This is a genomic window from Kitasatospora sp. NPDC057936 (assembly GCF_042887525.1).
Classification (GTDB): Bacteria; Actinomycetota; Actinomycetes; order Streptomycetales; family Streptomycetaceae; genus Kitasatospora.
The window spans coordinates 38,149-63,126 of sequence record NZ_JBHVPD010000062.1 but is presented as its reverse complement, the minus strand read 5'-3'; the positions used below and the strand labels follow the sequence as shown (position 1 = coordinate 63,126).

The 24,978-nt window shown below is 73.1% G+C and carries 13 protein-coding genes and 1 pseudogene; 3 read left to right on the top strand and 11 right to left on the bottom strand.

From position 1 onward, the window contains the following. The 3 genes and pseudogenes from ACFVU9_RS28395 to ACFVU9_RS28385 form a co-directional block, all read left to right on the top strand. Positions 1 to 552 (top strand): annotated as a pseudogene (locus ACFVU9_RS28395) (hypothetical protein); the annotation flags it as partial. Between the two features lie 348 nt (positions 553 to 900). Then, positions 901 to 7,191: a DNRLRE domain-containing protein gene (locus ACFVU9_RS28390; protein WP_387598145.1), complete on the top strand. Its 6,291-nt coding sequence runs from the start codon at positions 901 to 903 to the stop codon at positions 7,189 to 7,191. A gap of 28 nt (positions 7,192 to 7,219) precedes the next feature. Beyond that, entirely contained in the window at positions 7,220 to 7,531 is a 312-nt protein-coding gene (locus tag ACFVU9_RS28385) for a hypothetical protein (RefSeq protein ID WP_387598143.1), read from the top strand. A 169-nt stretch (positions 7,532 to 7,700) separates the two neighbouring features. Here the strand turns inward: ACFVU9_RS28385 and ACFVU9_RS28380 are convergent, their stop codons facing one another. The 11 genes from ACFVU9_RS28380 to ACFVU9_RS28330 all read right to left on the bottom strand — a co-directional run bounded on the left by ACFVU9_RS28380 (position 7,701) and on the right by ACFVU9_RS28330 (position 24,976). Then, complete coding sequence (locus ACFVU9_RS28380; RefSeq protein WP_387598140.1) at positions 7,701 to 8,312, bottom strand: hypothetical protein; 612 nt, start codon at positions 8,310 to 8,312, stop codon at positions 7,701 to 7,703. A 130-nt stretch (positions 8,313 to 8,442) separates the two neighbouring features. Then, positions 8,443 to 10,107 (bottom strand): ABC transporter ATP-binding protein, encoded by a 1,665-nt coding sequence (locus ACFVU9_RS28375; RefSeq protein ID WP_387598138.1) that lies wholly within the window; start codon positions 10,105 to 10,107, stop codon positions 8,443 to 8,445. Continuing rightward, positions 10,104 to 11,093: an ABC transporter permease gene (locus tag ACFVU9_RS28370; protein WP_387598135.1), complete on the bottom strand. Its 990-nt coding sequence runs from the start codon at positions 11,091 to 11,093 to the stop codon at positions 10,104 to 10,106. Before ACFVU9_RS28370 ends, ACFVU9_RS28375 begins: the two co-directional genes overlap by 4 nt. Continuing rightward, positions 11,090 to 12,052, bottom strand: coding sequence for an ABC transporter permease (locus ACFVU9_RS28365; protein ID WP_380490976.1), 963 nt, complete (start codon positions 12,050 to 12,052; stop codon positions 11,090 to 11,092). The genes ACFVU9_RS28370 and ACFVU9_RS28365 overlap by 4 nt, the downstream gene beginning before the upstream one ends. A 49-nt stretch (positions 12,053 to 12,101) precedes the next feature. After that, positions 12,102 to 13,820, bottom strand: coding sequence for an ABC transporter substrate-binding protein (locus ACFVU9_RS28360; RefSeq protein ID WP_387598132.1), 1,719 nt, complete (start codon positions 13,818 to 13,820; stop codon positions 12,102 to 12,104). A 161-nt stretch (positions 13,821 to 13,981) separates the two neighbouring features. Then, positions 13,982 to 14,074, bottom strand: coding sequence for an Ms4533A family Cys-rich leader peptide (locus ACFVU9_RS28355; protein WP_380435284.1), 93 nt, complete (start codon positions 14,072 to 14,074; stop codon positions 13,982 to 13,984). Positions 14,075 to 14,169: 95 nt separating this feature from the next. After that, on the bottom strand, positions 14,170 to 15,429 hold the full coding sequence (locus ACFVU9_RS28350) for an MFS transporter (protein WP_387598130.1): 1,260 nt from the start codon (positions 15,427 to 15,429) through the stop codon (positions 14,170 to 14,172). After that, complete coding sequence (locus ACFVU9_RS28345) at positions 15,426 to 16,715, bottom strand: cytochrome P450 (RefSeq protein ID WP_387598127.1); 1,290 nt, start codon at positions 16,713 to 16,715, stop codon at positions 15,426 to 15,428. Before ACFVU9_RS28345 ends, ACFVU9_RS28350 begins: the two co-directional genes overlap by 4 nt. Continuing rightward, positions 16,712 to 17,452 (bottom strand): CatB-related O-acetyltransferase, encoded by a 741-nt coding sequence (locus tag ACFVU9_RS28340; protein ID WP_387598124.1) that lies wholly within the window; start codon positions 17,450 to 17,452, stop codon positions 16,712 to 16,714. Before ACFVU9_RS28340 ends, ACFVU9_RS28345 begins: the two co-directional genes overlap by 4 nt. Continuing rightward, complete coding sequence (locus ACFVU9_RS28335; protein ID WP_387598121.1) at positions 17,445 to 24,743, bottom strand: amino acid adenylation domain-containing protein; 7,299 nt, start codon at positions 24,741 to 24,743, stop codon at positions 17,445 to 17,447. The genes ACFVU9_RS28340 and ACFVU9_RS28335 overlap by 8 nt, the downstream gene beginning before the upstream one ends. Before the next feature lie 38 nt (positions 24,744 to 24,781). After that, on the bottom strand, positions 24,782 to 24,976 hold the full coding sequence (locus ACFVU9_RS28330) for an MbtH family protein (RefSeq protein ID WP_380448963.1): 195 nt from the start codon (positions 24,974 to 24,976) through the stop codon (positions 24,782 to 24,784). Positions 24,977 to 24,978 lie beyond the last annotated feature (2 nt).

The following is a 24,978-nucleotide window of genomic DNA, read 5'->3' as shown; positions in this document are numbered from 1 at the left end:
GTCACCAGCGCGAAGACGGTCCCGATCGATGCCGGGGCCGTTGCCGAGATCCTGGCCTCCTGCCTGGGCTCGGACGCGTCGCAGTACCACGCGGTGATCGCGGTCCGCACTCCCGTCGCCTCGGAGACCAAGGACGGCGTGGTCCTCGCCGTCAACTCCGCCAACCAGTACGTGCAGTGCGAGTCGAAGGGCAACAAGGGCACCAGCATGTCCGTCCCTCCGACGTTCATCAACGACCGCCTGTGGGGCACCGGTCACCTGATCGAGTTCTTCGACTCCGTCAGCTCGCCCGCCGGTACGGGACAGATCCTCTCGCTGGGCGCCGGGCACTACGAACCCGGCGTCGCCAAGGTCACCATCAGCTACGGCGACGACCCGACGCAGTACCCGGCCGTCATGGCAGACGGCGCGTTCGTCTACAGCGCCGCCATCTCCACCGAGCTCACCCGCGACTCCTTCCCCCCGTTCCCCTACGTCCACGCCTACAACGCCGACGGCAAGGAGATCTACAACCAGAAGACCCAGCCCACGGTCAAGGGCACCCGCCCGTAGCCCGTCCGTAGTCCGCCCGTAGCCCGTCAGTAGGCATCACCTCACGCCGGCCCGGATCGGGGCGGGCAACCGGTTGACGGCGTGGCGAGCCGTCATCTCGATCTGATGACGTTCGGATCACCGTGCAGCGGCGCTCCGGGGCGGCGTCGGGGCCCTGGCTACTCTGAGTGACGGTCTGGTCGGTGTGACAGCTAGATCGTTTGAACTCGGATCATTTTCTGATGGAGCGTCGGCGAATCGTTGCACGTCAGAGCGGTTCTTTAGGTGGTTCTGACAGGGCGCCGGAGGATCTAGGTTCTTCCAGCATCCCGGGTGATCAATCCGGGATGTGAACCGAGGAGAACCTGCATGAAGCCAAGAGTGGGCCGCTTCCCGAGCGGCTCTTCTGGTGGTGCCTCAGGGCGCCGAATCGCGAGGACGGCCGCCGTCGTGGCGCTGGTCCTGGCAGCGGAGACGGCGGTGACGCTCGCCGTCACCGGCCAGGCCGTGGCCGTCGGGCCCAAGAGCGACAAGGGCACGTCCAGTCAGGGCAAGCAGCCCGTGGGACCGCTGACGGCACCCGACGTGCCGTCGGCGATCGCCACGGCGCGCCTGCGCAACGCCAAGGTCGAGGTGCTCGACCAGGGCACCGAGCAGACCAAGACGTGGGCCAACCCGGACGGGACGCTCACCACCGACTCGTACGCGCTGCCGTTCCGGTTCAAGCGCGACGGCCAGTGGGTCGCCGTGGACACCTCCCTCCAGGAGGCGCCGGACCACTCGGTGGCGCCGAAGGGCCACGTCCGGGGCCTGAAGCTGGCCGGCGGCGGCCACAACGTCACCCTCGCCGCGCAGGGCGAGGGTGACCACCGGGTCTCGATCGGCTGGCAGGGCGACCTGCCCAAGCCGACCCTCAAGGGCGACACCGCGACCTACACCGACGTCACCCCGGGCACGGACGTGTCCGTGCAGGCCACCCGGAACGGCTTCGAGCAGAGCGTGCTCCTCAAGTCGCGCCCGGCCGCGGGCTACCGGGTGACGATCCCGGTGACCGCCAAGGGCCTGACCGCCAAGCAGGACGCGGACGGCACGGTCACCTTCACCGACACCAACGGCAAGCCGGCCGGCAGCATCCCGGCACCGTTCATGTGGGACGCCACGGTCGACGCCAAGTCGCTGGAGCACCCGCACCAGGCGCCGGTGGCGATGACGATGACGCAGTCCGGGGACACGGTGAACCTCACCCTGACCCCGGACGAGAAGTTCCTGGCCGACCCGGCGACCACGTACCCGGTCACCGTCGACCCGTCCGTCAGCCTGTCGACGGTGCTGGACACCTTCGCGCAGATCAGCTACACCACGCCGCAGTACACCTCCACCGACCTCAAGCTGGGCACGTACAACGCCGGCGGCGACGTCGCGCGGTCGTTCCTCCAGTTCCCGGTGCAGCAGCTGGCGAACACCAAGATCCTCTCCTCCTCGCTCAACCTGTACGAGTACTGGTCGGCCAACTGCAGCCAGAACTCGTGGGAGTTGTGGCAGACCAATGCGGCCGGCACCTCCACGGTGTGGACCAACCAGCCCTCGTGGATGACGAAGTACGCCACGACCACGCAGACCAAGGGCTACCCGTCGAACTGCGGCGGCTCGATAGCGCCGGGCTGGGTGTCGATCGACCCGAGTTCGTTCCTGCAGTACGCCGGTGACCACGGCTACAACTACGCCAACATCGGCCTGAGGGCGACCAACGAGACCGACTCCAACAGCTGGAAGCGGTTCTACTCGGCCAACAACGGCAGCAACGTGCCGTACCTGTCGGTGACGTACAACTCGTACCCGATGAGCTCCGCCCCCGCGGTCTCGCCGGGCGTCTCCTCGGTGTCGGGCTCGACCACCACGCTCTACACGAACACGGCGACGCCGCAGCTCCAGTCGACCGTCACGGACGCCGACGGCGGCAACGTGATGGCGCAATGGAACGTCTACGACACCACCGGCGGCGGCAACACCCAGGTCATCTCCAACCTGAGCGGCTCCTGGACGGCGTCGGGCGGCATCTCCAGCGCGACGGTGCCGGCCGGCAAGCTGGTCGACGGCCACCAGTACACCGCGTGGCCCTGGGGCTACAGCGGATCGCTGTGGTCGCGCCAGACCGTGCCCAGCGGGCTGGTCTTCACGGTGAAGACCACCACGCCCGGCACGCCGACCGTCACCTCCACCGACTACCCGTCCGGCGGCTGGGCGCTCGGCGCCGGCCGCAGCGGCAACGTCACCGTGACCCCGCCGTCCGGTGCCACGGACACGGCCGGCATCGTCTGGCAGCTGGACTCCGGGCCCCAGACCACGGTGGCCACCACCGGATCCGCGGTGACCGTCGCGGTCACCCCGGCCACCGACGGCCCGCACACGCTCACCGTGTTCACCACCAACGTGGCCGGGAGCGTCTCGAACCCCGTCACCTACGCGTTCAACGCGGGCGGCGGCGCCGTCACCTCGCCCAGGCTGGGCGACCGCACCTCGCGCCGCTTCTCCCTGACCGCGGCCGGCCCGGCCGGCTCCAGCGCCGTGAAGTTCCAGTACCGGCGCGCCGATTCGGACGCCTGGAGCGACATCCCGGTCGGTGACGTCACCTCCGGCGGCACCCCGCTGTCGGCCTGGCCGGTGGCGATGAGCGGCGGCACCTCCCCGGCCCTGGTCTGGGACGCCGCCACCACCCTCACCGACGACGGATCCGTCCAGCTGCGCGGCGAGTTCACCACCGCCACGACGCCGTACGACTCCTCGGCCGTCACCGCGACCGTGGACCGCAAGTCCTCCGGCGCCTCCACCACGCAGGTCGGCCCCGGCACGCTCAACCTGTCCACCGGCGACTTCCAGCTGTCGGGCACCGACACCTCGGCGCTGGGGCTCGTCGTGACGCGCACGGCCTCCTCCCGGAACCCGGGCGCCGCGGCGGCGGCCGGCCAGGTCGCGCCGTTCGGCCCGCAGTGGTCCTTCGGCGGCGTCGCGGCGCAGGCCTCGACCGACTACACCGAGATCCGCTCGGTGACCGCCACCGCCGTCCAGCTGGTGCTCGCCAGCGGCGCCGAGGTGGCCTTCACCAAGAACGCCGACGGCAGCTGGGCGCCCGAGCCGGGCGCGAAGCAGTACACGCTCGCGTACGACGGCACGGCCAACCGGTACACGCTGACCGACACCAACGGCACCGTCACCGTGTTCGGCGCGTCGGGTGCCACCGGCGTCTGGACGGTCGCCTCGACGACCTCCAGCGGGCTCGGCAACACGATCCAGTACCGCTTCGACACGGTCACCTCGGGCGGTACCACCTCGGCCCGCCTGGCCCGGATGGCGGCCCCGACGTCGGCGATCTCCGACCTCACCGCCTCCTGCCTGACGCCGGCCACCCCGGCCGCGGGCTGCCGCGTCCTGGAGCTCGGCTACGCCGGCACCACCACCGCGACCGGCGGCACCTTCGGTGACTACGCCGGCCGGGCCGCCACCGTCACGCTGTGGGCGATGGACCCGGCCACCGGCACCGAGACCTCGACCGTCGTCGCCCAGTACGCCTACGACACGGCCGGCCTGCTCCGCAGCGAGTGGGACCCCCGCGTCACGCCCAACCTCGTGACGTCCTACGGCTACGACGCGGCGGGCCGGGTCACCACCCTCACCCCGCCCGGCCAGCTCGCCTGGACCTTCGCCTACGGCACGGCCGGCACCGACGGCGACACCAACGCCGGCCGGCTGCTGAACGTCTCCCGCGCGACCCTCACCCCGGGTTCGGCGTCGCAGACCAACGGCACCGCCGCCACCACCGTGGTCTACGGCGTCCCGCTCACGACGGCGGCCGGCGGCCCCTACGCCATGGGCGCCTCCGACGTCGCCGGCTGGGCGCAGAGCGACGTGCCCACCGACGCGACGGCCGTCTTCCCCTCCGACCAGGTCCCCTCGGCCAACACCGGGGCGGGCAACCTGACCTCCACCTCCTACAACCGCGCCTCGGTCTACTACCTGGACGTGACCGGCCGTCAGGTCAACGCGGCCTCGCCGGGCGGGCACATCACCACCAGCGAGTCCGACTCCTTCGGCAACACGGTCCGCGAACTCACCGCGGCCAACCGTGAACTGGCCCTGGCCGGCAGCACCAACGCGGAGCTCAACGCCCTCGGCATCGCCCCGATGCCGACCGCGCAGCGCGCCACGCTGCTGTCGACCCAGAACGTCTACGACACCTCCGGCCTGATCAAGACCGACACCTACGGCCCGCTGCACAAGACCACCCTGGAACACGCGCTCGCCGCGTCCGGCACGTCCGCCGCGCTCGGCGCGGGTGCCGTGGTCAACGCCCGGACCCACGTCCACACCGGCTTCGACGAGAACCGTCCCACCGACGGCTCGGCGAAGACCTCGGACCTCGCCACCACCTCGGTGACCGGCGCGGCGATCAGCGGCTACGCCGCCGACGCCGACACCCGCACCGTCCAGACCGTCTACGACTGGACCGTCGGGAAGCCGACCAGGAAGGTCGTCGACCCGGCGGGTCTGGCGATCACCACGGTGACCGCCTACAACCAGGCCGGCCAGACCACCGCCGTCTCCCAGCCCGCCTCCAACGGGACGGACGCCGGGACCATCGCGACCGCCTACTACACCGCGACCGGCTCCGCGCCCTGCGGCGGGCACCCCGAGTGGGCCGACCTGCTCTGCCAGACCGCCCCGGCCGGGGCGATCACCGGCGGCGGCTCGAACCCGTCCCAGGTGGGCACCACCACGACCACGTACAACCGCTACGGGTCCGTGGCCACGGTGACGGAGACCGCGAACGGCGGCTCCCGCACCGTGACCACCAGCTACGACGGCGCGGGCCGCAAGACCCAGCTCGCCGTGTCCGGCGGCGTCGGCCAGGCCGTGCAGACCAGCACGGTCGGCTACGACACGGCCACCGGCCTGCTCGCCACCGCGTCCACCCCGGACGGCAAGACGGTCACCCGCTCCTACGACCAGCTCGGCCGCCAGACCTCGTACACGGACGCCGACGGCAACACCGCCGGCACCCAGTACGACGCGCTGGACCGGCCCACCCAGGTCACCGACTCGGCGCCGTCCACCACCACCTACACCTACGACACCACCAAGGACGCGCGCGGTCTTCCGACCTCGAAGTCCGATTCCAACGCCGGTACCTTCGGCGTCACCTACGACGGCAACGGCGCCCCGGCCACCGAGACCCTGCCCGGCTCGGTCACCCTGACCGAGAACGTCGACGAGACCGGCCAGCACACCTCCCGCGTCTACACCGGCGCCACGGGCAACGTCCTGGTCTCCGACCAGGCCGGCTACTCCGCCGCCGGACAGCGGGTCACCCGCGCCCTGTCCACCTCCGGCGGGCTCGGCATCAACGACACCTACGGCTACGACGCCCGGGGCCGCCTGACCGCGGCCAACGAGACCGTCATCCAGAACCAGGCGCAGACCTGCACGGCGCGCTCCTACGGGTTCGACCAGGACACCAACCGGACCAGCCAGAACACCGCGGTCAGCGCCACCACCCTCGACGGCACGACCCCGTCCTGCCCCACGAGCGGCGGCACCACCCTCAACCACACCTACGACAGCGCCGACCGCCTGGCCGACACCGGCTACACGTACGACGCCTTCGGCCGCACCACGGCCGAGGCCAACGGCACCACCACCGCCTACTACGCCAACGACCTCGCCTACCAGCAGGTCTCCGGCACCAACCGCACCACCTGGCAGCTCGACCCCACCGGCCGGTTCCGCACCTCCACCACGGAGGCCAACTCCGGCGGCACGTGGTCCCAGACCGCGTCGCGGGTCAACCACTACGACGGCACCGGCGACTCGCCGTCCTGGACCGTCGAGAACACCGGCACCGGCGCGTTCACCCGCAACGTCGCCGACCTCGCCGGAGACCTGGGGGCCACCTACAGTTCCGCCAACGGCGACATCGTCCTGCAGCTGACCAACCTGCACAGCGACGTCACCATGACCCTGCCGATCGGCAACTCCACGACGCCGGTCACCGTGCTGGCCACCGACGAGTACGGCAACGCACTCACCGGCACCGGCACCGCCCGGTACGACTACCTGGGCGGCAAGGAGCGCTCCAGCGAGACGCCCACCGGCGACGTCCTCATGGGCGCCCGCCTGTACAACCCCACCCTCGGGCGCTTCCTCTCGGTCGACCCGATCCGCGGGGCCAACGCCAACGCCTACGACTACACCTACGGCGACCCGCTGAACCGGGTCGACCTCGACGGCCGGTCGAGCGCGCGCAGCTGCGGCTGGGGCTGCCAGGCGATGTTCTACTCGCTCGACTACGCCGGAGGCTGGGCGCTCGAAGCCGCGTGCGGCGTCGCCGGCTTCGTGTGCAGCGCCATCTGGTCCGGGCTGCTCGCGGTCGCGAAGTACGCCTACCAGTGCATGAACCGCTGCTGGAGCTGGAGCACGGCGGGGTACAAGTTCGGGACGACCTTCGCCTGGGGCATCGGTTTCGGCGGGGCCATGAGCTACGCCTTGAGCAGGTACCGCTTCGAGATCAGGTACTTGCTGACGTATGCACGCGGTCCGATCGTGAGATTCCTCGGGTGGGGCTCGTGGAATGCGATCGACAATGCGGTCTACTGGATCCTGTACTAGTCCATAACCTATAGTCCGACCGAGTCGAATGGAGCGCACCGACCGAGGTGCGCTCCATTCGACGAATCCCCTTTTAGAACAATGGCGCAAGGACAGCTCGATGAACACAGTGAAGGCCTTCTGGGGACAGGTCACCTTCGCGCGCCCGGGGAACTCGTGGACCGCCCTGGTGGCCAACCTGGTCTTCTGGCTGCTGCTCTACGCGGCCGATCTGGTCGCGGTGTTCGGCGGGTACACGAGCAACTGGCATGCCGTGACCGGCCTGCTGGTGTTCCTCCTCCCCATCTTGCACGGTTTCGCCGTAGTCGGCCGCAAGCGCAGGATTCGCGCGCGGAATTGAACGGGGCGGGCGAATTCAATGCTCGCCACCGGGGCCGCGGCTACCTGACGGCCCGCTGCCCGCGTCGTCCGGCACGCCCCTGTAGGGGAGGACGAGTGCGGGTCTGGGTGCCCGGCAGACGACGTTGTTCCAACGGCACGGCTGTCGAGGGGCAGATGGCCCCACTGGTTCAGGAGACGAAGCCGATGACGCCGAAGCCGGGGTGGGCCTGGGCGTGGCGGAGCCAGGAGATGACGTCGGAGACGGCGTCGACGACCTCGGGATCGAGCGGCGGGGCGTGGTCGTCGCGCTTGGTCTGCTCGAACTGCTCCAGTGCTTCGAGGCAGCGCTCGTGCGTCCATTCTCCGCAGCCGGGCAGGTAGGAGTACGGGATGCCGTCGGGCATGCCGGAGGAGTGGCCGAACTCGGCGACGGAGACCGCGGTGATCCGCAGCGCTTGGAGCCCTTCGTCGACGACCTCCAGCCAGGATCCCCGGAACGGGCAGAAGTTGGAGTTGTCGAGGAAACTCCCGGTCAGGGAGACCAGGCGCTTGTAGGCGTAGCCGTACTGGAAGGCGTGGTCCGGGTTGTCGGAGTAGGGGCCGTCGTGCACCACGGCGTGCAGCGCCTCGTAGGCGGTGGGGGCGCCTTCTTCGATCTGGGAGGAGAACCAGCCGTCGTCCGCGGCCAGGTTCTTGCCGAACTCGTCGCGGACGACCTGGAGCAGCTGTTCGTCTCCGGAGCCGACAAAACCGCGCGCGGCCGTGGGGTCGATCAGGAAGGCGCTGAGGGAGGAACTCATGTGATCACGTTATGGTGCGGGACCGACAGTCCGGCCCGCGCGTCGACCGAGCGGTCGGGCTGATGCTCCGGTCGGCGGGAGCGCCCGGCTTCGGGGGCGGGGTGGCCACCCCCGGAGCCGGGGGTGGCGGTCAGGCCCGGGTGGCCGCCAGTCTGGCGTGGCGGCGGGCGGTGGCCTCGGTCGGGTCGAGGACCGGGACGGCGGCCAGCAGGGATTTGGTGTACTCGTGCTGCGGGGATTCGTACACCGCCGTCGCGTCGCCCTGTTCCACGATCCGGCCGGCCCGCATCACCGCGACCCGGTCGCTCACCTGCCGGACCACGGCGAGGTCATGGGCGATGAAGACCAGGGCGAGGCCGAGGTCCCGCTGCAACTCGCCGAGCAGACGGACCACTTGGGCCTGTGTGGTGACGTCCAGTGCGGAGACCGGTTCGTCGCAGACGAGCAGGCGCGGCCGGGGTGCCAGGGCCCGGGCGATGCCGACGCGCTGGCGCTGGCCGCCGCTGAACTCGTGCGGGTAGCGGTGGTACCAGTCGGCGTCGAGGCCCACGCGTTCGAGGAGGTCGCCGACCCGGGCGCGGATGCGGCGTTCGTCGCGCTCGCCGGCGATGCGCAGCGGGTCGGCGACGGACTCGCCGATGGTGCGGCGCGGGTTGAGGGAGGACACCGGGTCCTGGAAGACCATCTGCAGTTCCTGCCGGAGCGGGCGAAGGTCCTTGTCGCCGAGCGTCCCGATGTCCCGGCCGCGGTAGTGGAGCCGGCCGCCCGTCGGGTCCAGGAGGCGGACGAGCATCCTGCCGAGGGTGGTCTTCCCGGAGCCGGACTCGCCGACGATGCCCAGCGTCTCGCCGGCCCGCACGGTGAGCGAGACGCCGTCCACGGCGACCACGGGGGCGGCGCGCCGCCCGAGGGGGCCGCGGGTGGCGAACTCCTTCCGGAGGTCGGTGGCTTCGAGCAGGACCTCGCCCCCGGATGCGGCCGCCGGGCCGGGCGCCTCGGCGGCGTCGACGCGGGGCACCGCCGACAGCAGCGCGCGGGTGTACGGCTCGCGCGGAGCGCCGAGCACCTCGGTGACCGGCCCGTGTTCCACCGCCCGGCCGTCCTTCATCACGAGCACCCGGTCGACGCTCCCGGCGACGACGCCCAGGTCGTGGGTCACCAGGACCAGCCCGGCCCCGGTCTCGGCGCGCAACTCGTGCAGCAGGTCGAGGACCTGGGCCTGGACGGTGACGTCCAGCGCGGTCGTCGGCTCGTCGGCGACCAGCAGGCGCGGCTCGCAGGCGAGGGCCATCGCGATCAGCACCCGCTGGCGCATGCCGCCGCTGAACTCGTGCGGGCGCGAGCGCGAGCGGCGCACCGCGTCGGCGATGCCGACCCGGTCGAGCACCTCGACGGCCCGGGCCCGGGCGTCCCGGCGCGAGACGTCCCGGTGCACCCGCACGACCTCGGCGATCTGGTCCCCGACGGCGTGGTACGGGTCGAGCGCGGAGAGCGGGTCCTGGAACACCATGGCCGCCAACCCGCCGCGCAGGAGGCGGAGTTCGTCGCGCCCGGCGGTGACGGCGTCGACGCCCGCGACCCGGACCGAGCCGCCGGTGCGGGCGCCCGTCCCGCGGTGCAGGCCGAGCAGGGCGTGGGCGACGGTGCTCTTGCCGGAGCCGGACTCGCCGACGATGCCGAGCGCCTGCCCGGCCGCCAGGGTGAAGCCCACGCCGTCGACGGCGCGGACGCGGCCGTCGCCGACCGGGAAGTCGACGACCAGGTCCCGGACGTTCACCAGCGGTTCGGCGCTCATGCCAGGACCACCCTTCGGTCGGCCACCGCGTAGAGCACGTCCGCGACGACGTTGGCGAGGACGACGGCGAACCCGGTGACGAGGGTGAGGCCGACGACGGTGGGCAGGTCGATCAGGCTCACCGAGCCGACGAGCAGCTTGCCGAGGCCCGGGAGGCCGAACAGCGACTCGGTCAGCACGGCGGACCCGAACATCGTCCCGAGGTCCAGGGCGGTGAGCGCGATCACCGGGGTGAGCGCGCCGCGCAGCGCGTGCCTGGTCACCAGGTGCCGTTCGCTGACGCCGTACGCCCGGAAGGTCCGGATGTGGTCCTCCGCGAGGGTCTCCAGCATGGACGCGCGCGTCAGCCGGGCGTACTTGGCGGACTCGATGAGCGCGAGCGAGATCCAGGGCAGGAGCAGGCCCCAGAACCACTGCTGCGGGTCCTCGGTGAGCGGCACGTAGCTCGGGAACGGCAGCCACTGGAGCTGGGCGCAGAGGACGATGAGCAGCACCAGTCCGATGACGAACACCGGTACGGCGGTGCCGGCCAGGGTCAGCGCGGTGAGCAGGCGCTCGGTCGGCCCGCCCCGGCGCAGCGCGGAGAGCAGCCCGGTGCCGACGCCGAGGACCAGCCAGAGCACCATCGCGCCGAGGGCCAGCGAGGCCGTCACCGGGAGCCGGGCGGCGATCATGTCGGTGACCTGCTCGCCGCTGCGGTAGGAGACGCCCAGGCAGGGCGCCGGGCAGTGCAGCGGGCCCGTGCCGGCGCTGAAGTCGCGCCCGGCGACGACACCCTGGAGGAAGTGGGCGTACTGCAGGTACACGGGAGCGTCGAGGCCCAGCCGTTCGCGCACCTGGTGGACCTGGGCGGGGCTGCACTTCTCGCCGCAGGCCAGCTGGGCGGGGTCGCCGGGGGCGATGTAGAACACCGCGTAGACGATCAGGGAGAGGACGATCAGGACGCCGATCATGCCGACGGCCCTGCGGAGCAGGAAGCGGGTCATGCGGCGGCCTCCTCGGTCTTCGGGGCAGCCGGGGAGCCGGCCCGCAGCCGGGAGGCCGCGCGGGGGTCGAGCGCGGTGCGGACGCCGTCGCCGACCACGGTGAAGGCGAGCACGGTGGTGAACAGCAGCGCGGACGGGAGCAGTACGTACATCGGGTCCGCGCGGAACCAGGTGGTCGCGCCGGAGAGCATCTGGCCCCACGACGAGGTGGGCGGCTTGACGCCCACGCCGAGGAAGGACAGCCCGGCCTCGGAGACCACGTTGGACGGCAGCAGGACGGCCGCGTAGGTGATGACCGGCGCGGCCAGGGCCGGCAGCAGCTCCCGGCGGGCGATCCGCCACCGGGAGGCGCCGGCCAGCCGCGCCGCGGCGACGTGGTCGAGCTGCCGGAGGCTCAGCGTCTGCGCCCGGACGAGCCGGGCGGTGCCGGCCCAGCCCAGCAGCCCGATGACGAGGGTGAGCAGGACCGGGCGGGGGAAGCCCGAGGGGACGACGGCCATCAGGGAGATGGCGAAGACCAGCGAGGGCAGGGCGAGCATCACCTCGGAGGTGTTGCCGATCAGCTGGTCGAGCAGACGGTTGCCGAGGCCGGCGGCGAGGCCGAGCAGGACGCCGGTCGCGACCTGGACGAGCGTGGCGCCGACGGCGACGAGCAGCGAGATGCGGGCGCCGTACACGAGCCGGGCGAACACGTCCCGTCCGGTGCCCGGTTCGACGCCGAGCCAGTGTTCGGCGGTGATGCCGCCGAACGAGCCGGTGGGCACGCCGCCGGCCGCGGAGTCGAGCAGGCCGTCGTGGTAACTCGTGGGGTCCTGGCCCTCGATCGCGGCGAGCAGCGGTGCCGCCGCCGCGGTCAGGGCGAGCAGGAGGATGACGAGGCCGCCGGCGAGGACGGCGCGCCGCGCGAGCAGCCGCCGCCACACCGGCCGTCCCCCGGCAGCGGGATTCCGTGGAGCCATGGTGGTCCGATTTCCGTCCGATCCGATCCGTTCCGTCCGGTCCCGTGCGCTACTTGACCGCGACCTGGGAGATGTCGAGCACGCCGGTCCAGTCGCTGATGACGATGTTGCGGACGTCCTTGCCGGACAGCCGCTTGTAGACGGGGTGGAACAGCGGGACGGTGAGGGCCTGTTCGCCGAGCCGCTTGTCGAGGGCGCCCCACAGCTTGGCGGCCTCGGCGTGGTCGGTGATCTTGTTGATCCGGTCGATCTCCTCGTTCACCGAAGGGTCGTCCAGCTGCGCGGAGTTGAAGTTGTAGCCGTCGGTGACGATCTGCCGGCCGTCGAAGACGGGTGCGAGGAACGGGCCGCCGGAGGGCCAGTCGGCGCCCCAGCCGGAGAGGAACAGGCCGGGCTCGGTGGCGACGGTGTGGATCGTCTTGGAGTACCGGCTGGACTCCAGGGCGTCCAGCCGGACGGTGATCCCGGCCGCCTTCAGGCCGTCCTGGACGGCGGCGGCCAGGTCCGGGCCGTAGCCCCGGCCGGTCGCGGTGGAGTGGGTGAGCGTGATGGTCAGGCCGTCGGGGTAACCGGCCTCCTTCAGCAGCTCCCTGGCCTTCTGCGGGTTGCCGGTGGGGCCGGCCGGGAACGGGTCGTAGGGCGTGTACCCGAAGGTCTCCTGGGTGGGCAGGTAGGTGGTCGCGGCCTCGGCGAGCGAGGAGCCGCCGGCGGCGTTGACGACCGAGGTGCGGTTGAGCGCGTAGGCGACGGCCTGGCGGACCTTCGGGTCGTCGAACGGCTTCACCTTGGGGTTGAAGGCGAGGTAGTCGACGTAGCCGAAGTGGCCGGTGCCGACCCGGGCGGCGAGGGCCTTGTCGTCCTTCACCTGCGCGAGTTCGGAGGGGCCGAGGTTGGTGTCGGTGGTGACGGCGGCCGCGTCGGCGCCGGTGCCCGCGGAGAGCCGCTGGTTGATCACCGCCGGGTCGAGCCCGGACTGCACGTCGATGGTGTCCGGGTACGCCTTGCGCTGGTCGTCCGTCGCCGCGGACCAGTGGGGGTTCCGCGCGAGGACGAGGTGCGTCCCGTCGTTCTCGTTCTTGACGACCTGGTAGGGGCCGGACGAGACGGGGTGGTCCTGGTACTTCGTCCCGGTGTCCTTGGCCTTCGGCACGGGCGCGAACTGGGTCTGGGTGGCCAGGTACGGGAAGTCGCCCTCGGGCTTGTTCAGGCGGAAGACGATGGTCCTGTCGTCGGGGGTCTGGACGGCGTCCAGGCCGCGGCCGTCCTTGTAGGGGCCCTGGTAGTCCGCCGCGCCGACCAGCCAGTCCCTCAAGTACGGCGCCCCGCCCGATAGTTCAGGGGCGAACGACCTCTCGATGCCGTACTTGATGTCGGCGGTGGTGATCGGCGAGCCGTCCTCGTACGTGAGGCCGTCCTTGAGGTGGTACGTCCACACCGCCGCGCCCTCCGACGGGGTGCCGGTGTCGGTGGCGAGGTCCGGGACCACCTTCGTGCCGGCCGCGCCGTCGGCCCGGTTGCGGGTGGTGAGGGTGCGGAAGACCAGCGAGGGCACGTTGCCGCCGCCGGAGGTGTAGAGCCGCGCGGGGTCGAACTGGTCCTCCGGGTTCTGGTTGAGGACGGTGAGGGTGCCGCCCTGCCGCGGCGCGGCGTCCTTGCCGGTGCTCCCACCGCCGTCGGCCTTCGGGCCGCACGCCGCCAGTCCGGCGACCAGGGCGACGGTGACGGCCGCCGCGGCGAGGCGGCGAGGGGTGAAGGTGGTTCGAGACATCGGAAAGGGAGCCTTTCGCTACCGATGGTGCACGGAGGAAGGCGGGCGGCAGTGCGGCCTGGGGAGGAGTGAGGCCTGGGGAAGGGTGAGCGGCACCGCGCCCGCGGGAAGGGGCGACGCCCCGGCGCGGCGGTCACCGCAACGCGTCGGGGCAGGCGGGTTCAGCGACAGAGGTTGTCGGCGACGCAGTGCGCGGCCACGCCGATCAGCGCCAGCTCGATGGCGGCGCACTCGATCGGGTGACGGGCAGACATGTCGAGAAGACTGTATGACGATAGGCGGATTGTCAAAGGTCCCGAGGTGCCGTCCTGGCGGGGCGGAGCCGACCGGCCCCGGCCCGCCGACGGCCTCAGTGCTGCGCCGACGGCGCGGAGTCGGTGGCCTCCCGGTTCTCCGGCCCGCCCGGCGCCGAGGTGACGAACGTCCGCTCGGTGAGTGCGGCGGTCGGCCGCAGTACCAGGACCGCCGCGCAGCAGGCGGTGACCGCCGCCATCACGACCAGCAGCGACTGGTAGTCGAACCGGTCGATGAGGACCGTGCCGGCGGCGAGCGAGAGCGACTGCGGTACCAGCACCAGCATCGTGCACATGGCGTTGACGCGGCCCTGGAGCCGTGGCGGCGTGTGGAGTTGGGCCGCCGACGACAGCACCACCATGAGCCAGGTGATGGCGATGCCGTCCGCGACCTCGCCCGCGACGACGAACGCCATGTGCGGCACGCAGTAGGCGAGCGCCGCCAGGGCGAAGGCGCCGATCCCGAGGCCCGCCGTGCGCGCCATGCCGGCCCGTCGGATCAGCGCGGACACCGTGAGGCCGCCGGCCACGGCGCCGACGCCCTGGACGGCGTTGAGCGTGCCCAGCGCCGAGGGCGGCCGGCCCAGCCCCTCGTCCACGACCGCGAACATGACGGTCTGGCTCAGGCCGATGACGCAGAACGCGCAGGCGGCGGCGTAGCCGATCTGCGCCAGGACCGGAGTGGCGTTGATGTGCCGCAGGCCCGCGAGGGCGCTGCGCGGGAACGCTTCGCCGGAGGCCTCGGGACCGACGGACTCCTCGACCCGCAGGCCGGCGAGCGCCAGGATCGCGGCCAGGAAGGTCAGGGAGTTGAGCACGGCGAGCGTGCCGCCGCCGGCGACCGCGTAGACGGCCACGCCGGCGAGCGGGGCGAGGATGCGCAGCCCCTGCGTGGTCGTCTGGAGGATCGCGTTGGCGCCGGTCAGCTGGTCGTCGGGGAGGAGGTCCCGGCGGATCCCGGCCGACGCGGCGCCGAGGACGCCGAAGGCCACGCCGTAGCAGACCGCCACCAGGTAGATGATCCAGAGCTGTTCGCCGCCGCGCACCGCGAGCAGGGACAGCACGGCCAGCCCCATGAGGGCGTTGGTGACCATGAGCAGCGGGCGCCGCCGCACCCGGTCGGCGAGGTGGCCGAAGAGCGGCGACAGCACCATGGGCGCGCCGAGGGCGGCCTCGACCCCGCCGGCGGCGGCGTTGCTGCCGGTGAGGTCCTTGGCCCAGATGCCCAGGGTCAGGTAGAGGGCGCTGCTGCCGAAGCCCGAGAGCGCCTGGCCGATGAGCAGGCGGCGGAAGCGGGGGTCCGCGAGTGGCTTCACCGCCTCTCCAGGCTGTCGCCGGGGTGCAGCAGGACGGGCGCGGACTCGAAGCCCCGGATGAGGTTGGAGTGGAGCCGCCGGGCCGGTCCCGCGGGTTCGGCGCCCGCGGCCTGGGTGAGCAACTCGCCGAACAGGACGCGGAGTTCGGTGCGAGCCAGCGCTCCGCCGAGGCAGAAGTGCGGACCGCTGCCGAAGGCGACGTGCGGGTTGGGTGTGCGCCGGACGTCGAAGGCCTCGGGGGCCTCGAAGACCGTCTCGTCCCGGTTCGCGGACGGCATCCAGACCGTCACCGGATCGCCGGCCCGGATCGTCACCCCGGCGACCTCGACGTCCCGGGCGGCCGTGCGCAGCACGTGCATCGCCGGGCTGGTGAAGCGCAGGACCTCGTCGACGACGGTGTCCATCCCGTCGGGGGAGGCGGCCGCGAGCCGCCACTGGTCGGGGTGGGCGGCGAAGGCGAGGAGGCCGCCGACGGTGGCGTGCCGGGTGGTCTCGTTCCCGCCCGAGATGAGGCCGTCGCAGTTGAGGAAGATCTCCTCGTCGGTGAGCGGGACGCCGTCGACCAGGCCGTTCGCCATGGCGCTGACGACGTCCTCGCCCGGCTCCTCGCGGCGGAAGTCGACGAGGTCGGCGTAGTAGGCGAGCATGCCGGCGTGGGCTTCGAGCCGGGCGATCGGGTCGACGCCGGACGCGCCGAACGCGGCCCGGGTGGAGTCGAGCATGAACCGCCAGTCGCTCTTCGGCACACCCAGCAGGTCGCAGATCACCGCGACCGGCAGGACCGCGGCGAAGTCCGTGAACTCGCAGGGCTCGTCGGTCAGGACGGCCGCCAGCTCCTCGCGCACGATCGTCCGCATGTTCTGCTCCAGGCGGGCGACCATGCGCGGGGTGAACGCGGAGCTGATGACCCGCCGGATCTTCGCGTGCCGGGGCGCGTCGGTGACGATCAGCATCTTCCCGGCGGCCTCGGCGGTGGCGGTCGGGTTGTGGCCGATCCGCATGCCCTGGGCGGAGGTGAAGGCCGCGGTGTCCTTGAGCACGCGCTGGACGTCGGCGTGCCGGGTGACGGCCCAGAAGCCGCCGCCGTCCGGGCCCTCGTTCCAGTGGACCGGGTGGTCGCGGCGGAGCCCGGCCCACACCGCCTCGGGGTCGCCGGTGCCGTACAGGGCCGGGTCGGCGAGGTCGACCGCCGTGGGGTCGACCGCCGCGGGGTCGACGGTCGTGGGGTCGATCGCCGCGGGGTCGACGGTCGGCGGGGCGCCGGGGCCGCCTGCTGCTGTCGTCATGATGCGCTCCCCTGGGGGGTGGCCGGCGCCGGGCCGAGCAGGTGCTCGGCCCGGGCGATGGACAGGATCCGTTCGGGCCGGCCGAGGACCAGCTCCGGGAGGTGCCGGGAGACGGCCGCCACCGGCCAGTCCCACCAGCGGGCCGCGAGCAGCCGCTCGACGTCCTCGGGGCCGTAGCGGGCGCGGATCACCCGGGCCGGGTTGCCTCCCACGATCCGGTAGGGCGCCACGTCGGAGGCGACCAGGGCGCCGGCGCCGATGATGGCGCCGTCGCCGACGGTCACCCCGGGCATGACGGTGGCGCCGCGGCCGATCCAGACGTCGTTGCCGATCCGGGTGTCGCCCTTGCGGCCCGGCCCCCGGGCGATCAGGTCGTCGATCAGGGCGTCGCGCCAGTCGCCCTCGAAGCTGAGGAACGGGTAGCCCGTGGGCCCGTCGAAGACGTGGTTGGCGCCGGCCATCACGAAGGTGACGCCCGCGGCGATGGAGCAGTAGCGGCCGATGAACAGCCGCTCCGCGCCGAACGCGTAGCGGACCCGGGCCTCCTCGAACCCGGCGGTGTCCTCGGAGGCGTCGTAGTAGGAGAAGTTCCCGGCGACGACCTTCCCGCCGGGCTGGAGCACCGGGCGGATGAAGACGCAGCGGTCGTCGCCGAGCGGGCGCGGATCGCGGGGGTCCGGGATGTCCAGGTCGGGGTCGAGGTCGCAGGGGTCGGTGGAGTCGTGGCGCTCAGTCACCGTCGGCCTCCGTGCGCCGCGCGGGCAGGGACGTCAGGGCGGCCGTGACCAGCGGGCCCGACTGCTCCAGGACGGCGGGCGTCATCATCGCGTCGTGGTCGGCGTTCACCACGTGGTGCTCGGCGTCGGTGAGGTACGGCCGCCAGGCCTCCTCGGCGGAGCCGCGCTCGGCGACGGTCTTGGCGGCGGCGATGCTCAGGACGCGCCCGTGGTAGCCGTCCGGGTGCGGCGGCCCGAGGAGGGCGGCGACCCCCTTGGCCGCGCGGACCAGGGCACGGCTCTGCCGGGCGTCGAGGGTGCCGTCGGCGGACGGGCCGGCGATGACCTCGCCGGTCACCCAGGCGGCGAAATCCCCCTCCAACTCCTCCGGGGTCACCGGCCGTTCGTACGGCCAGGCGTCGAAGAGGACGACCAGGTCGACGGTCCGGCCGGCGGCCTCAAGCAGGCGGGCCACCTCGTAGGACAGGACCCCGCCCAGCGACCAGCCCATGAGGACGTACGGGCCGTCCGGGTGCGTCGCGGTGATCAGGTCCGCGTAGCGCCGGGCCAGCGCGTCGATCGACTCCACCGCCTTGAAGCGGCCGTGGCTCTCCGTCACCTGGATCCCGTGGACAGGCTGGTCCCGCTCCAGGTGCGGCAGTACGGAGCCGTAGCACCAGCCGAGGCCCCCGATGGGGTGGATGCAGAAGACCGGACGGGCACCGGGCCGGCCGCGCCGGAGCTCGATGACGTTGGCGTACGGGTCGGCCGGGGCCCGGTCGAGCCGGGTCGCGAGCTCCGCGGCGGTGGGCGTCTCGAACAGCGTCGCGATGCCGATCTCGGCCCCGAGCAGGGCGCGGATCCGGCCGATCAGTCGGGTCGCCAGCAGCGAGTGGCCGCCGAGCTCGAAGAACGAGTCCTCGGGACCGACCCGGTCCACGCCGAGCTCCTGCGCGAAGAGCCGGACCAGGACCGCCACGCGCGGGTCGTCCGTGGTGGTCGCGCCGCTCACGGCCGGGCCGTTCGCGCTCGGGCCGTTCGCACTCGGGCCGTTCGCGCTCTGGCCGTTTGTGTGCTGGCCGTTCGCGCTCGGGCCGTTCGCCGAGGGCGCGGGGAGGGCCTTGCGGTCGACCTTCCCGCTCGGCGTCAGCGGCAGGTGGTCGAGGACCACCACGTCGCCGGGGACGAGGTACTCCGGCAGGTGCTCGGCCGCGTACCTCCGCAGCGCCGTGGCGGGGTCCTCCTGGAATTGACGGTCCGTCAGAACCGCGTAGGCGACGAGCCGGACGTCCCCCGGGCGGTCCTCGCGGGCGATCACCGCGGCGTGGGCGACCTCCGGGTGGCCGGCGAGCACCGCCTCCACCTCGCCGGGCTCGACGCGGAAGCCCCTGATCTTGATCTGCTCGTCGGTGCGGCCGAGGAAGACCAGCTCGCCGTCCGCCGTCCAGCGCACCAGGTCGCCGGTGCGGTACATCCGCTCCCCGGCGCCGCCGAAGGGGCTGGGCAGGAAGCGCTCGGCCGTCAGGGCGGGCCGGTCCAGGTAGCCGGTGGCCAGCCCGGCGCCCGCGAGGTACAGCTCCCCGGGCACGCCGGGCGGGACGGGGCGCTGCCGCGCGTCCAGCACGAACACCCGGGTGTTCGCGACCGGACGGCCGATCGGGACGGCCTGCGGCACCCCGTCGACGGTGCGCATCGTCGCGCACACCGTGGACTCGGTGGGGCCGTAGGCGTTGACCACCTTCGCGAAGTGGCGGGCCGCGTCGAGGACGGCGGGCGTGCAGGCCTCGCCGGCGGTGACCAGGGTGACCCCGGCGACGTCCTCGTCGAACTCGGTGGCGAGCACCACGGCGGGCGGCAGGGTGGCGTGGGTGATGCCGTGGACGCGCAGGAAGTCCGCCAGGGCCGGGCCGGGGATCCGGTGGGACTCCGGCACGACGACCAGGCACCCGCCGGTGAGCAGCGCCATCCAGGTGTCCCACACGGAGGCGTCGAAGCTCATCGAGGCGAACTGCAGGACCCGGCTGTCGCCGCCGACGCCGAGCGTCGCGGCCTGGGAGCACACCATGCTGGGGAGGCCGCGGTGGGAGACCACCACACCCTTGGGCCGACCTGTCGACCCCGAGGTGTAGATGACGTACGCCGGGTGGGCGGGGAGCAGCGGCGCGGTGCGCTCCGCGTCGGTGGGCGCGGTGGCCGGCCGCTCCGCGACCGAGCGCCGCACGTGCGCGTCGTCCAGGGCGAGGAGCGGGAGGCCGGGGCCGCCGGGCAGCCCGGCCGCCACCTCGGTGGTGCTGAGGACGCAGGCCGGGGCCGCGTCCCGCAGCATGAAGGCGATGCGGTCGGCGGGGTAGGACGGGTCGACGGGGAGGTAGGCCGCGCCGGCCTTCAGGACGGCGAGCAGGGCCACGACGATCTGCTCCGAGCGGGGCAGGGCGAGGGCCACGAGCCGCCCGGGCCCGATGCCGCGGGCGATCAGCTCGTGCGCCAGCCGGTTGGCGCGGGCGTCGAGTTCGGCGTAGGTCAGCTCGGTGTCGAGGTGGCGCACCGCCGGTGCGGCGGGGGTGCGCGCGGCCTGGGCGGCGAACAGTGCGGGCACCGGGAGCTCCGGCACCTCGGCGGCGGTGTCGTTCCACTCCCGCAGGACCTGCCGCCGCTCCTGCGCGGAGAGCAGGTCCACCTCGCCGACCCGGCCGTCCGGGTCGGCGGCCAGCGCCTCCAGCACCCGCTCCAGCCGGTCGGCGATGCCCTCGACGCTGGCGTGGTCGAACAGGTCGGCGTCGTACCCGATCGCGGCGACCAGCCCGCCGGCCTGCCCGGCCGCGGCGCCCGGGCGTTCGCCGAACACGAAGGACAGGTCGAAGGCCGAGATCCCCATGCTCAGGTCGTGGGACGCCACCTCCAGGCCGGGGAGGGCGAGTTCCGCGGTGATGCTGTTCAGCATGGAGACGCTCACCTGGAACAGCGGGTTGGCGCCGGGCACGCGGGCCGGGTTGAGCGCCTCGACGAGCGTCTCGAACGGGACGTCCTGGTGGGCGAAGGCGCCGAGGTCGGCCTCCCGGACCCGGCCGAGGAGTTCGGCGAAGGTCGGGTCGCCCGAGAGGTCGGTGCGCAGCACGAGGGTGCCGGCGAAGAAGCCCACGAGGCCGTCCAGCGCGGCGTCGGCGCGCCCGGAGGTGGCCGTGCCGAGCGGGATGTCCGGCCCCGCGCCGGAGCGGGACAGCACGACGGCGACGGCGGCCTGGAGCGCCATGAACACGGTGCAGTCGTGGGCCCGCGCGGCGGCGGCCAGCGCGGCGTGCAGCGCCGGGCCGACCTCGACCGCGACCTCGCCGCCGCGCAGGCCGACCGTGCCCGACCGCGGCCGGTCGAAGGGCAGCGCCAGCTGGTCCGGGAGGCCGGCCAGCGTCCGGCGCCAGTACTCGGTCTGCTGCGAGAGCCGGCTCTCCGGGTCGTCCTCGGTGCCGAGCAGTTCGCGCTGCCACAGCGTGAAGTCGGCGTACTGGACGGGCAGCGGCGGCCAGGCCGGCGCGGTGCCGGTGTGGCGCGCGCCGTACGCCTCGGCGAGGTCGTCGAGCAGCGGCTCCAGCGACCAGCCGTCGCAGGCCACGTGGTGGACGACCAGCAGGAGGACGTGCTCGTCCGGGCCGAGGCGGAAGAGGCGGGCGCGCAGGGCGGGTTCCGTGGTCAGCCGGAAGACGCGTTCGCTCTCCGCGGCGAGTTCGGCGTCCAGCGCGTCCGGGGTGGTGTCGGTGACGGTGAGGTCCGTCCGGGCCTCGGCCCGGGAGAGGATCCGCTGCCACGGCCGGCCGTCCTCGGTGGGCAGGACGGTGCGCAGCGCCTCGTGCCGCTCCACGACGTCGGCGAGGGCGGCGGTCAGCGCGTCGACGTCCAGGGCGCCGGACAGGCGGGCCGCGTACGGGATGTTGTAGGCCGCTCCGCCGTCGAGCTCGTTGAGGAACCAGAGGCGGCGCTGGGCGAAGGACAGCGGCAGGCGCTCCGGGCGCGCCGCGGGGCGCACGGCGGGCCGGGCCCGCTCTCCGAGGGCGACGGCCGCGGCCAGGCCGGCCGGGGTCGGGGTCTCGAACACGGCCCGGATGGACAGTTCGACGCCGAGGGCGGCGCGGATCCGGTCCACCAGCCGGATGACCAGCAGCGAGTGTCCGCCGAGGTCGAAGAAGGCGTCCTCGACGCCGACCCGTTCCAGGCCGAGGACGTCGGCGAACAGCCGGCACAGGGCCGCCTCGGTCGCGTTCGCGGGCTCGCGGCCGGTGGATCCGGAGGCGAACCCGGGTGCGGGGAGGGCGGCGCGGTCGATCTTGCCGTTCCGGGTGAGGGGGAGGGCGTCCAGGGTGACGATCGCTGCGGGGACCATGTAGGCGGGCAGGTGGAGGGCGGCGAAGTCGCGGAGTTCGCGCGGGTCGGCTGCGTCAGCGCAGGCGGCGTAAGCGACGAGCCGGGGGTCGCCGGGGGTGTCGTCGCGGACGACGACGGTGACGCCCCGGACGGCCGGGTGGCGGCCGAGGGCGGCCTCGATCTCGCCGAGTTCGATGCGGAAGCCGCGGATCTTGACCTGGTCGTCCGCGCGGCCGAGGTATTCGAGTTCCCCGTCGGCGGTCCAGCGGGCGAGGTCGCCGCTGCGGTAGAGGCGTGCGCCGGGTGCGTCGCCGAAGGGGTCGGGGACGAAGCGCTCGGCGGTGAGGCCGGGGCGGCCGAGGTAGCCCCGGGCGACCCCGGCGCCGCCGACGTACAGCTCGCCCGGCACACCGACCGGGACGGGCTCGCCGCGGCCGTCCAGGACGAGCGTCCGCCAGCCGGGCAGTGCGCGGCCGATCGGGCTGCGGGCGGTCTCGGTCCCTTCCGGGGTGAGGACCCGCCAGGTGACGTGGACGGTGGTCTCGGTGATCCCGTACATGTTCACCAGGACCGGGCGGTCGGGGGCGTGGCGGCGCCACCAGGCGCGCACGGGGGCCATGTCGAGCGCCTCGCCGCCGAACACGACCAGGCGCAGGCTCAGTTCGCCGGCCGGGCGGCGCTCCTCCTGGGCGACGAGCTGGCGGAACGCGGACGGTGTCTGGGAGAGCACGGTGACGCGTTCGCGGACCAGCAGGTCGAGGAAGGCCGCGGGGTCGCGCGTGACCTCGCGGGGGACGACGACGAGCCGTCCGCCGTAGGCGAGGGCGCCCCAGATCTCCCAGACCGAGAAGTCGAAGGCGAAGGAGTGGAACAGCGACCAGACGTCGCGCTCCGACGGCTTCGCCAGGCCCTCGGTCGAGGCCAGGAGCCCGGCGAGGTTGCCGTGGGTGACTTCGACGCCCTTCGGCCTGCCGGTGGAGCCGGACGTGTAGATGACGTAGGCGAGTTCGCCGGCCTCCGGGCGGACGGATCCGGTATGGACGGCGTCCGTCGCCCGGGAGGTGTCGAGGGTGCGCCAGGGCCCGGCGGGGACGCGGTCGGCGGCGTCGGTGAGGACGAGCGGGACGCGGGCGTCGCCGAGGACGTACGCGATGCGGCTCGCCGGGTTGTCCGGGTCGACGGGGACGTACGCGGCGCCGAGGCGCCACACGGCGAGGACGGCGGCGGCCATGTCGACGGTGCGGGTGAGGCACAGGCCGATGCGGTCGCCACGGTTCACGCCGGCCCCGGCGAGCAGGGCGGCGAAGCTCGCGGCACGCTCGTCGAGTTGACGATATGTCAACTCCAGGGTGCCGTCGCTCACCGCGACGCTGTCACCAGCCGCGGCCACCCGCCCGGCGAACCGCTCCGCCGCCGACGGCCCCACCCCGGGCAACGAGGCGTCCGTGCCGGCCCGTTCGAGCACCCACCGCCGCTCGGCCCCGTCCAGCACCGGCAGTTCGCCGATCGGGCGCCCCGGCCCGGCCAGCACCCCGGCCAGCAGCAGCTTCCAGCGGCGGGCCACGGCCTGCGACGTGGTCCGGTCGAACAGGTCCTCGGCGTACTCCAGCACCCCGCTCAGGCCGGCCGGTCCGCCGTCCCCGTCGCGGTGCTCGGTCACGCCCAGGCTCAGGTCGAACTTGGCGGAGCCCGCCTCGAAGGGCTCGTCGGCGACCTCCAGGCCAGGGAGGACCAGGCCGCCGTCCCCGCCGGCCTCCAGTGCGAAGCTCACCTGGAACAGCGGGTTCCCGCCCGCAGTGCGGGCGGGGTTGACGGCCTCGACCACCCGGTCGAAGGGGACGTCCTGGTGGGCGATCGCGGTCAGGGCCGTCCGGCGCACCCGCTTCAGGAGCTCCGCGAACGTCGGGTCGCCGGAGCAGTCGAGCCGGAACACCAGGGTGTTGACGAAGAACCCGACGACCTCCTGCAGGTCCTCGTCGGTCCGGCCGTCCACCGGCGAGCCGATCGGGAGGTCGGTGCCCGCCCCCAGCCGGCTGAGCAGCGCCGCGAAACCCGCCTGGAGCACCGTGAACAGCGTGACCCGGTGCTCGCGGGCCAGCCGGGCCAGCCCGCGGTGGGTGTCGGCGTCGAGCTCGAAGTGCACCGTCCCGGCGCGGGAGGGGCTTGTCGTTGAGGAGTCGGCCCGGGAGGACCCGGCCCGGGCGGACCCGGCCGACTGCGGCCACGGGCGGTCGCGGGGGAGCCGCAGCTCCGGCGGCGCTCCATGCAACTCCTCCCGCCAGTAGTCGAGTTGCCGCGAGAAGAGGCTGTCGGGATCGTCCTCCGCGCCCAACGACCGCCGCTGGCGCACCGCGTGGTCCGTGTACTCCGTCGGCAGGGCAGGCCACTCGGGCGCGGCGCCGGCGCGGCGCGCGGCGTAGGCCGTCCCGAGGTCGCGGTCCACCAGGCCGACGGACCACCCGTCCGCGGCGATGTGGTGGATCACCAGCGCCAGCACGTGCTCCTCGGGGCCGGTCGCGAACAGCCAGGCCCGCACCGGGAGTTCGGAGGTCAGGTCGAAGTCGTGCCGGCAGGCCCGGCCGATCCGCTCGGCCACCTCGCCGGAGCCGCACTCGGCGAACTCCACCGCGAACCGCGCGGCGACGTCACCGGCGGCCACGACCTGCTGCCACGGTTCTCCGGCGACCTCCGGGAAGACCGTCCGCAGCGCCGCGTGCCGGCGCACGACGTCGCCGAGCGCCGCCGTCAGCGCCGTCCGGTCCAGCCGCCCGGTGATCCGGACCACCCGGGGCATGTTGTATCCGGCTCGGAACTCCCCGAGCCTGGAGAGGAACCACAGCCGCTGCTGCGCCAGGGACAGCGGCAGCCTGCCGGTGCCCGCCGCGGCGGGGGTGTCCGTCCCGGCGGGAGCCGGGACGGGGGTCGACCCGTCCTCCGGGGCGTCCAGACCACGAGACATCTCGATGTACCTCCTCACTCCGTCCCGACCGACCGTTCCTAGGCGCTGCGCAGGCTCTTGGGCCGCATGTCGGTCCAGTTCCGCTCGATCCACTCCAGGCACTCGGGCTTCTTGCCGCGCGCCCCGGCGTCCCGCCAGCCGACCGGGTTCTCCCGGTCCTGCGGCCAGATCGAGTACTGCTCCTCGTCGTTCACCACGACCTTGTAGTCCAGGTCCAGTTCGTCGTTCGACATGC

Bases quoted from the DNA above. Each gene is read 5' to 3' on its own strand.
- ACFVU9_RS28390 (WP_387598145.1), top strand. From the start codon at position 901: ATGAAGCCAAGAGTGGGCCGCTTCCCGAGCGGCTCTTCTGGTGGTGCC.
- ACFVU9_RS28385 (WP_387598143.1), top strand. From the start codon at position 7,220: ATGGAGCGCACCGACCGAGGTGCGCTCCATTCGACGAATCCCCTTTTA.
- ACFVU9_RS28380 (WP_387598140.1), bottom strand. From the start codon at position 8,312: ATGAGTTCCTCCCTCAGCGCCTTCCTGATCGACCCCACGGCCGCGCGC.
- ACFVU9_RS28375 (WP_387598138.1), bottom strand. From the start codon at position 10,107: ATGAGCGCCGAACCGCTGGTGAACGTCCGGGACCTGGTCGTCGACTTC.
- ACFVU9_RS28370 (WP_387598135.1), bottom strand. From the start codon at position 11,093: ATGACCCGCTTCCTGCTCCGCAGGGCCGTCGGCATGATCGGCGTCCTG.
- ACFVU9_RS28365 (WP_380490976.1), bottom strand. From the start codon at position 12,052: ATGGCTCCACGGAATCCCGCTGCCGGGGGACGGCCGGTGTGGCGGCGG.
- ACFVU9_RS28360 (WP_387598132.1), bottom strand. From the start codon at position 13,820: ATGTCTCGAACCACCTTCACCCCTCGCCGCCTCGCCGCGGCGGCCGTC.
- ACFVU9_RS28355 (WP_380435284.1), bottom strand. From the start codon at position 14,074: ATGTCTGCCCGTCACCCGATCGAGTGCGCCGCCATCGAGCTGGCGCTG.
- ACFVU9_RS28345 (WP_387598127.1), bottom strand. From the start codon at position 16,715: ATGACGACAGCAGCAGGCGGCCCCGGCGCCCCGCCGACCGTCGACCCC.
- ACFVU9_RS28335 (WP_387598121.1), bottom strand. From the start codon at position 24,743: ATGTCTCGTGGTCTGGACGCCCCGGAGGACGGGTCGACCCCCGTCCCG.
- ACFVU9_RS28330 (WP_380448963.1), bottom strand. From the start codon at position 24,976: ATGTCGAACGACGAACTGGACCTGGACTACAAGGTCGTGGTGAACGAC.